Origin of the sequence: Collimonas sp. (assembly GCF_044339385.1) — a bacterium.
Classification (GTDB): Bacteria; Pseudomonadota; Gammaproteobacteria; order Burkholderiales; family Burkholderiaceae_D; genus Collimonas.
On sequence record NZ_JBIIVN010000112.1, the window covers coordinates 1 to 8,823 of the forward strand.

The following is an 8,823-nucleotide window of genomic DNA, read 5'->3' on the forward strand; positions in this document are numbered from 1 at the left end:
GGGAGCAGAGTCGCAAGGGAGGTAAAGCCGAAGCACCTGATGAACCATTCTGATTCAATCTACGAAGGGAGGTGCTATGGGCTACGCCCGTAGCACCTCCCTTGTTCTTTAACGAGATCGCTAAAAAGGAGTGCTTCAACACCAATTGTTTGATAGACTTATCCACAGCTACTAACTCAAAACGCAGCGACCAGCCCTGGGTCACATTTCGATCAGCAGGCTGGGTCAAGATTCAATCAGCGCCAACAGCGGTGACACAGGTAGTCATCTTGACCACCGGAGGCAATACCTATGCTGTGCCGTCGGCGTTGGTGGAGCAGGTGCAACAGTTCAAGTCGGCTGCTTTGGCCGCTGCTTACAACGACGGCATGCTGATGTGGCAAGGGCACCGGGTGCCGCTGCAATATCTTTCTGCATTGCTCGGCGATGCCGATACCGTGCCGGTGGCGCAGCAGTATTCGCCGGTGATTATTTTGCGCGCCGGCAATGATCGCGTCGCGATCCATGTTGATGAAATCATCGGCAACCGAGAAGTCGTGGTCAAGAACATCGGGCCGCAGTTGTCGCGGATGATCGGGATTGCCGGCGCGACCGTGCTAGGTTCCGGCGATATTGTACTGATCCTCAATCCGGCGCCCCTGGCGCAGCGTTTCGCGCACGAACGGGCTCCGCGGCGCTCGCATCTGGCGACGCATGAAACCATCGGCGCGGTGGCCGAAATGACTGCCGGCGCCGATCTCAAGTCGCCGCCCGCCGCGGCTGCTGTGGTGCAAGGCTTGCGCAGCCAGAACGTGGTGATGGTGGTGGACGATTCTCTGACCGTGCGCCGCGTTACCCAACGCTTGCTGTCGCGTGAGGGATACCAGGCGGCGCTGGCCAAAGACGGTGTCGATGCACTGGAGCAGTTGCAAGCGATGACGCCCGACGTGATGCTGGTCGATATCGAGATGCCGCGCATGGACGGTTTCGACCTGACCCGCAATGTTCGCAACGATGAACGGACCCGTCATATCCCGATCATCATGATTACCTCGCGCACTGCGTCGAAGCATCGCAGCTATGCGATGGAGCTGGGGGGTCAATGAATACCTCGGCAAGCCTTACCAAGAGGATCAGCTCATGAGCAGTATCAAGTCATTCATCAATACCGCAGCCAAAACAGCGCACTAGCATGTTGTGCGCCGCGTGCGGAGGAGTGGTGTTCCCGCACGCGGCGTACAACATTTTCCTTATTCTTTCTCCTTATTCTTTCGTTTCTTGCGTTACTTTTTTGACTACCGCGTAGCGCTGCAAGGTCAGCTTGCGTGCTTCATCGTGTTGCACCAGCGGCAACGGATAGTTTTTCCCCAGTGTTATTCCCGCCTTGTCTAACTGATCTGCCGGCGCCAGCCAAGGCGCGTGAATATGCTTGTTGCTCAGGCCTGCCAATTGCAGCAGGTAACGGCGGATAAATTTGCCGTCTGCATCGAATTTTTCGGATTGCGTGATCGGGTTGAAGATACGGAAATACGGTTGTGCATCGCATCCTGACGATGCTGCCCATTGCCAGCCGCCATTGTTTGCCGCCAGGTCGAAGTCATTCAATTTAATCGCAAAATACTGTTCTCCCCAACGCCAGTCGATGCCCAGGTCCTTCATCAGAAATGAAGCCACCACCATGCGCAGGCGGTTGTGCATATAGCCGCTTTGATTGAGTTGCAGCATTGCCGCGTCAACCAAGGGATAGCCGGTCCGGCCGTCGCACCAGGCCTGGAATACCGCGTCTGCATGCGCGCCGGATTGCCACTGGATCGCATCGTAATCCGGCTTGAATGCGCGCTGCGCGACATGCGGATGATGGTGCAGGATCATGAAATAGAAATCGCGCCAGGTAAGCTCCGACAGCCACACCGCGGCGCCGCTGGCGGCAGAGCCCTGGTGCAGCGTTTGATATGCCATGCGTGCCAGCGTGCGAATTGAGATCGTGCCAAAACGGAGGTGTACCGAGAGATAAGACGGGCCTTTGAGCGCCGGAAAGTCACGAGCCAGGCCGTATTGACCGATGCGCGGCATGAAGTCTGCCAGCAGCGCCGCGGCGCCTGACATGCCCGGTTTGATCTTTAAATCGAGCAAATTGGTTTTTTTAAAACCGAGTTCAGCCAGGCTTGGGATAACGTCTGCCCGTGGTACCTGCGTTGCCTGTGGTGCCGGTGCCAGGTGTTGTGCATATTTCTCAATCGGATAGGGCTTCAGGAAGAAGGCGCCGTCGGCCGCCGCCAGCTTTTTCATCCAGGCATTCTTGTAGGGGGTAAACACCGAGAACGGTTGATTCGCCAGCGTCAGGATTTCATTGCATTCAAAGATGACATGATCCTTGAAGCTGTGCCACTGGCGGCCTTCTGCCGCCAGGCTCTTGGCAACCTCGGCATCGCGCTGCCTGGCCTGCGGCTCGTAATCGTGATTGCTGAACACCGCATCGACGCCGAGTTGCGCTGCCAGTGTCGGAATTTCATCGCGCGCGGCACCATGGCGCACTATCAATCCGCCACCAAGTTGGCGCAACTCCTGATCCAGTTCGAGAATGCTGGCGTGAATGAATTCGACGCGGCGATCAGCGCTAAAGCCGCCATCCAGCAGTGGCTGGAGGATGTCGGTATCGAACACGAACACGCAAAATACCTGTTTGCTTGTTTTTAACGCATGGTGCAAGGCGGCATGATCGGATACGCGCAGATCACGACGAAACCAGAGCAGAGATTTTTCAAATTGTGGCATGAAGACGACGATCGATTATGTGGATAGTGTGCATGGATAGCGGTGAGGCATCACTGATGCCAGTTTGCGAGCGACTTTACCGGAGAAGCAAGGCGATGCAAAGCGGCTTTAGCCCATTTAAAACTGATAAAATGCCGGCATGGCCAAGCTAGACACATCTCCTGACGATTTTACCCGGCGCAAGCGCGTTGCAAAGGCTCCAGGCAGTCCTGATTCTCCCTCGTTGAACCTGACAAATCATTTTCTTATTGCCATGCCATCCATGCTGGATCCGGTTTTTGGCGGGACCGTGGTTTATCTGTGTGAGCACAATGTCAACGGTGCGCTGGGTGTGGTCATCAACAAGCCTACCGATATGACCATGCAGGCCTTGTTCGATCGTATCGATCTGACACTGGAAACCAGCCCCGGGCTGGATTTTGCCGGCTCGATTGCCGGGCGGCCGGTGATGTTTGGCGGGCCGGTACAGGTCGAGCGCGGCTTTGTATTGCATGCGCCAATCAAGAATTACTCTTCCACCCTCCAGGTGACCGAGCAGATTGCCATGACGACCTCCAAGGATGTGCTGGAAGAAGTCGCCCATGGCAACGGCCCGCAGCGGCTGCTGGTCAGCCTCGGCTGTTCCGGCTGGGGCGCAGGTCAGCTGGAATCGGAAATCGTCCGTAACGGCTGGCTGACGGTCGCCGCCGATCCCGCCATCATTTTTGATCTGCCGATTGCCGAACGTTTCGCTGCGGCCGTTAATCTGCTCGGTATTTCGCCTTTCATGTTGACTGCGGAATCCGGACGTGCGTGATCTGTTTGCTCATATCGCGTCGCGCCGGAGGCTGCCGCACTGATGGGTACCGTACTCGGTTTCGATTTCGGCCTCAAGCGCATCGGCGTTGCCGTCGGCAATACCTTGCTTAAGCAGGCGCAGCCGCTGCAAGTCATCAGCGCCGCCACTAATGATGGCAAGTTCGCCGCAATAGCGACTCTGGTCAAAGAATGGCAGCCGGATCTCTGTGTGGTTGGCCTGCCGCTGCATCCAGATGGTGCCGAACACGAAATGACGGTTCGTTGCCAGCGTTTTGCGAACCAGTTGCATGGTCGCTATGGTGTCGCCACGATACTGGTCGATGAGCGTTACTCGTCGGCGGTGATCAAGCAACAGCGCGGCGAAGTGATCGACGATCGCGCCGCTACCATTATTTTGCAGCAATATTTTGACGATCTATCTGAATGAACGATGTTGTTCTGAACCAGCGATGAAGATGCAATGACTACAATCACTCCACAATTCGATGCCGAAGCGCTGTATCAGGTGCTTGAGGCCAAAGTAAAGGCAGGCCTGGCGCAGGCCGATAATGTCGCCGTGATCGGTATCTACTCGGGCGGCGCCTGGCTGGCCGAGCGTCTGGTTGCCGCTTTGCAATTGAATCCGGCTGAGCGCCTCGGATTCATCGATGTCTCGTTCTATCGCGACGATTTTTCAGAAAAAGGCTTGCGCGCGGATATCAAGCCGACGCAGATCCCCTTCGATGTCAACGGCGCCACGATTCTGCTGGTCGACGATGTGTTGTATACCGGCCGCACCACGCGCGCAGCAATCAACGAACTGTTCGACTACGGCCGTCCCGCCAAGATCATGCTGGCGGCGCTGATTGACCGTGGCGAGCGCGATCTGCCGGTAGCAGCAGATTTTGTGGCCCAGGCGGTGACGCTACAGCCGGGCCAGTCCCTCCAACTTCAACGTGCCGATGACGGCGGATTTACCCTGATGGTGCAATCGAATGCTTAACCCCCAACTCAATAAAAACGGCGAACTGCAACATCTGCTGACCATCGAAGGCTTGCCGACTGCGGTCGTGACCCACATTCTCGATACTGCGTCTTCATTCGTCGGCGTCAGCGACCGCGATGTCAAGAAGGCGCCGCTGATGCGCGGCAAAAGCGTGTTCAATCTGTTTTTGAAAACTCGACACGTACCCGCACCACCTTCGAGATTGCTTCAAAGCGTTTGTCGGCAGACGTCATCAACCTGAATATTTCCGCATCGAGCGCCAGCAAAGGCGAGTCGTTGCTGGATACGATCGACAACTTGTCGGTGATGCATGCCGACATGTTCGTGGCGCGCCATGCGCAATCCGGTGCGCCCTACCTGATCGCCAAGCATCTCACCGACACCCGGCAGGACCATGTACACGTGATCAACGCCGGGGACGGCCGTCACGCGCACCCGACTCAGGGTTTGCTCGACATGTACACCATCCGCCACTACAAGAAGGATTTCAGCAACCTGACAGTGGCGATTGTCGGCGACACCCTGCACAGCCGTGTAGCGCGCTCGGACATCCATGGCTTGACCACGCTGGGCGTGCCCGAAGTGCGCGCCATCGGCCCCCGCACCTTGCTGCCGGGCGGCCTGGAGCAGATGGGCGTGCGCGTGTTTACCGACATGAACGAAGGTCTCAAAGGTGTTGACGTGATCATCATGCTGCGTTTGCAGAACGAGCGCATGAGCGGCGCCTTGCTGCCGTCGGCACAGGAATTTTTCAAGAGCTATGGACTAACCCCGGAGCGCCTGGCACTGGCCAAGCCTGACGCCATCGTGATGCACCCGGGGCCGATGAACCGCGGGGTGGAAATCGATTCAGCGGTGGCGGATGGCTCGCAAGCAGTGATTTTGCCGCAGGTGACGTTTGGCATCGCAGTGCGGATGGCGGTGATGAGTATTTTGGCGGGTAATCAGCGCTGTCGTTTTTGTTTTTCAGAGTGTTACGTAGCTTCAAACTTCCAGTTTAGTTAGTTGGGGACAGAGTAAATAAATCGTCGCGCTACGGCGACCCTTAAACTCTGTCCCGCAATATAAAAAATTACAGATGAAACTTCACATCAAAAACGGCCGTCTGATTGACCCCGCAAACCACCTCGATACGCAGCAAGACCTGTTCATTGCGGCAGGCAAGATAGTTGGCGTCGGTACGCCGCCAGCCGATTTCTCAGCCAATAAGACGATTGATGCCAGCGGCCTGATAGTAAGCCCGGGTCTGGTTGATCTGAGTGCGCGCCTGCGCGAGCCCGGTTATGAATACAAGGCCACGCTAGAGTCCGAAATGCAAGCCGCGATGCAGGGCGGTGTCACCAGCCTGGTCTGTCCACCGGATACCGATCCGGTACTCGACGAGCCGGGCCTGGTGGAAATGCTCAAACATCGCGCCAAGGGTTTGAATCAGGCCCACGTCTACCCGTTGGGCGCCTTGACAGTGGGTCTCAAAGGCAAGGAGCTGACGGAGATGGCGGAGCTGACCGATGCCGGTTGCATCGGCTTTGCCCAGGCCGACGAACCGATCCTCGACACCACCGTACTGCTGCGCGCCTTACAGTATGCGAGTACCTTCAACTACACCGTCTGGCTGCGCCCGCAAGATCCCTATCTCGGCTACGGCGGCATCGCCCACAGCGGCCCGATCGCCTCGCGGCTTGGTCTGTCCGGCGTACCGACGATGGCTGAGACAATCCGCCTGCACACCATTTTCGAATTGATCCGCGCCACCGGCGCCCGCGTCCATCTGTGCCGGATTTCTTCGGCGGCAGGCCTCGAGTTGATCCGTCAAGCCAAGAAGGAAGGTCTGCCGATTACATGCGATGTCGGCGCCCATCACATCCACATGACCGATGTCGATATCGGCTTCTTCGATTCGAACGCACGCATGACGCCGCCGTTCCGCTCGCAACGCGATCGCGATGCAATTCGGCAGGCCCTGCTGGACGGCACCATCGATGCAATCTGTTCCGACCACACGCCGGTCGACGACGATGAAAAACTACTGCCCTTCGGCGAAGCCACACCCGGTGCAACCGGTCTGGAACTGCTGTTGTCGCTGGCGTTGAAATGGGCCGACGAATGCGTCGAGCCGGCAACCCACCGCCTCAGCCGCGCCCTGGCAAAAATCACCTCGGATGCGGCACGCGTAGCCGGTTTATCCGCCGGACAATTGACGCTTGGCAGCCTGGCTGATATTTGCATCTTTGATCCAGACGTGCGCTGGAAGGTCGAAGCCAGGGAGCTGGCCAGCCAAGGCAAACACACGCCATTTCTCGGCTATGAGCTGAGCGGACGCGTCAAAACCACGATTGTTGCTGGCCATATTGCCTTCGAGCGCGTATGAACGGGCCGCAGGTATTACGTTTGTTGCGGGTGCTGTTGCACCTGGTGGTCGGCCTGTGGACTTGCGCCGTCGTGTTTCCGTTCATCGGTGCCGCCGGACGGCAGTGGCGCATCAAGCGCTGGTCCATCAAGCTGCTGGCGATCTGTCGGGTGCGGGTAGTACTCAGCAATCCGCATGGCGCTGTCACGCCTCCGCGTGCGTTGATTGTGGCCAACCACGTCTCATGGCTTGATATTTTCGTCATCAACTCGATACAAACCTGCCAGTTTGTCGGCAAGTCGGATATCCGTAACTGGCCGTTGATTGGCTGGTTATGCGAAAAAGGCGGCACCATCTTTATCGCACGCGGCAAGCAGCGCGATGTACGACGCATATTTCAGGGGCTGGTCACCAGCATTCAAGCCGGTGAACGGGTGGCGTTCTTCCCGGAAGGAACCACCGCAGCGCAGGGCGCGGTATTGCCTTTCCATGCCAACCTGTTTGAAGCCGCATTAGACGCCAAGGTGCCGGTTCAGCCCTATGCGCTACGCTACCTGGATCAGCAAGGAAATCTGCATCCCGCAGCAGACTTTATCGGCGACATGACGTTCGCGCAAAGCATGCTGACCATTTTAAAAGCGCCGCCGATGCAAGCCGAGTTGATTCAGCTGGCGCCGGTCGATACCAGCGGCTTGCATCGTCGTGAACTGGCCGCGCTCACGCACAGCCTGATCACCGAAGCATTGGGACAAACCGAGAGCGTCGCGGTCAAGGCTCAGGTTCAGGCTTAGGACTTAGTGTATTGCTGGCCTGGCCGCTGTGACTGCGGGCAGCTAACTTGTAGCAGCGTACGATCTGCCAGCCGGACCGCAGTCAGTTTGCCGCCCCAGACGCAACCGGTGTCAAGTCCGATCAGATTCGGCCTGAGTACCAGACCCATGGTTGACCAGTGTCCGCAGACCACGGTGACATCCTGCGTTTGCCGCTGCGGTACATCGAACCACGGCAGGTAGCCGGGCAGGGCATTGCCAACGCTTTCCTTGGCATTGAACTCCATCGTCCCGTCTTCGGTGCAGAAGCGCAGGCGAGTCAAGGCGTTGACGATACAGCGCAAGCGGTCGTTGCCGCGCAGAGAATCGTCCCAGCGCGTCGGCTGATTGCCATACATTTCACGCAAAAAATCAAGCCACTGCGGTCCGCGCAATGCGCCTTCAACTTCCTGCGCCAACGCCAGAGTCTGCGATGCCGACCATTGCGGCAACGCGCCCGCATGCAAAAACAGATGATTATGCTGCAGCAACGCCAGCGGGCGATGTCGCAACCAATCAAGCAGTTCCTCCCGATCAGGGGCAGCGAGAATCTCATCCAAGGTATCGCTTTTGTGCAGCTTACGAATCCCATGTGCGGCCGCCAGCAAATGCAAATCGTGATTACCCAACAGCGCCTGCGCCCGATCACCAAGCGAGCGTATCAATCGCAACGTCGCCAGCGATTGCGGGCCGCGGTTGACCAGATCGCCAACGAAGATAAAGTGAGCGTGTGGTGTATTTGTTGTAATTCTGTCGAGTAAATTTATTAAGCTTTGATAGCATCCCTGAAGGTCGCCGATAGCGTAGGTAGTTACCGGTGCGTAGAAGGGGGGGGGGATCATGGACGCTCGCCTAAGTGTTAAATTCAATAGTGTATATGGTTGTCGTAATTTGGGGATGAGATGTGAGTCTATCTATTGACCAATAGTCGAAAGTGAATGGCGATGAGAGGTCGATTTATGTCTTCGTAGGAACCGTTTCCATTTTTTTATATTCACATAAGCGAGGGTGTAATTAGTTTTGTGTAAACGGTCATTTGGCAGCACACTGCCACCATAGAGGAAAAAATGACCTACGTAAAACGCACCAAACGGGCCAAGCCCGATCCTGAGTTGGTCAAGCTGGCGGAC

Annotated in this window: 9 protein-coding genes and 2 pseudogenes; 7 read left to right on the forward strand and 4 right to left on the reverse strand. The window is 56.9% G+C overall.

Annotated features, from left to right (window positions below):
* Positions 1–229, reverse strand: a 229-nt coding sequence (locus tag ACIQ0R_RS08965) for a hypothetical protein (RefSeq protein ID WP_395826355.1), incomplete at its 3' end; no start/stop codon positions are given.
* 19 nt (positions 230–248) lie between these two features.
* Here ACIQ0R_RS08965 and ACIQ0R_RS08970 point away from each other — a divergent pair.
* A pseudogene (locus tag ACIQ0R_RS08970) lies at positions 249–1,170 on the forward strand (response regulator); the annotation flags it as partial.
* Between the two features lie 72 nt (positions 1,171–1,242).
* Here ACIQ0R_RS08970 and ACIQ0R_RS08975 read toward each other — a convergent pair.
* Positions 1,243–2,754 (reverse strand): cryptochrome/photolyase family protein, encoded by a 1,512-nt coding sequence (locus ACIQ0R_RS08975; protein WP_395826338.1) that lies wholly within the window; start codon positions 2,752–2,754, stop codon positions 1,243–1,245.
* Between the two features lie 139 nt (positions 2,755–2,893).
* On the opposite strand from ACIQ0R_RS08975, the gene ACIQ0R_RS08980 reads away from it, so the two are divergent.
* From ACIQ0R_RS08980 to ACIQ0R_RS09005, 6 genes and pseudogenes are all read left to right on the forward strand, one after another.
* On the forward strand, positions 2,894–3,550 hold the full coding sequence (locus tag ACIQ0R_RS08980; protein WP_395826341.1) for a YqgE/AlgH family protein: 657 nt from the start codon (positions 2,894–2,896) through the stop codon (positions 3,548–3,550).
* Between the two features lie 42 nt (positions 3,551–3,592).
* The gene (ruvX, locus tag ACIQ0R_RS08985) at positions 3,593–3,979 is read left to right on the forward strand and encodes a Holliday junction resolvase RuvX (protein WP_395826343.1); all 387 of its coding nucleotides are present in this window, start codon (positions 3,593–3,595) and stop codon (positions 3,977–3,979) included.
* Positions 3,980–4,012: 33 nt separating this feature from the next.
* Positions 4,013–4,534 carry a bifunctional pyr operon transcriptional regulator/uracil phosphoribosyltransferase PyrR gene (pyrR, locus tag ACIQ0R_RS08990; RefSeq protein ID WP_395826345.1) on the forward strand — a complete coding sequence of 174 codons (522 nt, stop codon included), beginning with the start codon at positions 4,013–4,015 and terminating at the stop codon, positions 4,532–4,534.
* Positions 4,527–5,542 (forward strand): annotated as a pseudogene (locus ACIQ0R_RS08995) (aspartate carbamoyltransferase catalytic subunit). The gene pyrR and the pseudogene ACIQ0R_RS08995 overlap by 8 nt, the downstream one beginning before the upstream one ends.
* 73 nt (positions 5,543–5,615) lie before the next feature.
* Positions 5,616–6,905, forward strand: a complete 1,290-nt coding sequence (locus ACIQ0R_RS09000; RefSeq protein WP_395826347.1) for a dihydroorotase — start codon at positions 5,616–5,618, stop codon at positions 6,903–6,905.
* Positions 6,902–7,675: a lysophospholipid acyltransferase family protein gene (locus ACIQ0R_RS09005; RefSeq protein WP_395826349.1), complete on the forward strand. Its 774-nt coding sequence runs from the start codon at positions 6,902–6,904 to the stop codon at positions 7,673–7,675. The genes ACIQ0R_RS09000 and ACIQ0R_RS09005 overlap by 4 nt, the downstream gene beginning before the upstream one ends.
* Here ACIQ0R_RS09005 and ACIQ0R_RS09010 read toward each other — a convergent pair.
* Together ACIQ0R_RS09010 and ACIQ0R_RS09015 are read right to left on the reverse strand one after the other, a co-directional pair.
* Positions 7,672–8,535, reverse strand: a complete 864-nt coding sequence (locus tag ACIQ0R_RS09010) for a symmetrical bis(5'-nucleosyl)-tetraphosphatase (RefSeq protein ID WP_395826351.1) — start codon at positions 8,533–8,535, stop codon at positions 7,672–7,674. The two genes, ACIQ0R_RS09005 and ACIQ0R_RS09010, sit on opposite strands and share 4 nt — an antisense overlap.
* Positions 8,536–8,607: 72 nt before the next feature.
* On the reverse strand, positions 8,608–8,823 hold a 216-nt coding region (locus tag ACIQ0R_RS09015), incomplete at its 5' end, for a hypothetical protein (protein WP_395826353.1).

Excerpts from the sequence above, each read along its gene's own strand:
- ACIQ0R_RS08975 (WP_395826338.1), bottom strand. The coding sequence starts at position 2,754 with ATGCCACAATTTGAAAAATCTCTGCTCTGGTTTCGTCGTGATCTGCGC.
- ACIQ0R_RS08980 (WP_395826341.1), top strand. The coding sequence starts at position 2,894 with ATGGCCAAGCTAGACACATCTCCTGACGATTTTACCCGGCGCAAGCGC.
- ruvX (WP_395826343.1), top strand. The coding sequence starts at position 3,593 with ATGGGTACCGTACTCGGTTTCGATTTCGGCCTCAAGCGCATCGGCGTT.
- pyrR (WP_395826345.1), top strand. The coding sequence starts at position 4,013 with ATGACTACAATCACTCCACAATTCGATGCCGAAGCGCTGTATCAGGTG.
- ACIQ0R_RS09000 (WP_395826347.1), top strand. The coding sequence starts at position 5,616 with ATGAAACTTCACATCAAAAACGGCCGTCTGATTGACCCCGCAAACCAC.
- ACIQ0R_RS09005 (WP_395826349.1), top strand. The coding sequence starts at position 6,902 with ATGAACGGGCCGCAGGTATTACGTTTGTTGCGGGTGCTGTTGCACCTG.
- ACIQ0R_RS09010 (WP_395826351.1), bottom strand. The coding sequence starts at position 8,535 with ATGATCCCCCCCCCCTTCTACGCACCGGTAACTACCTACGCTATCGGC.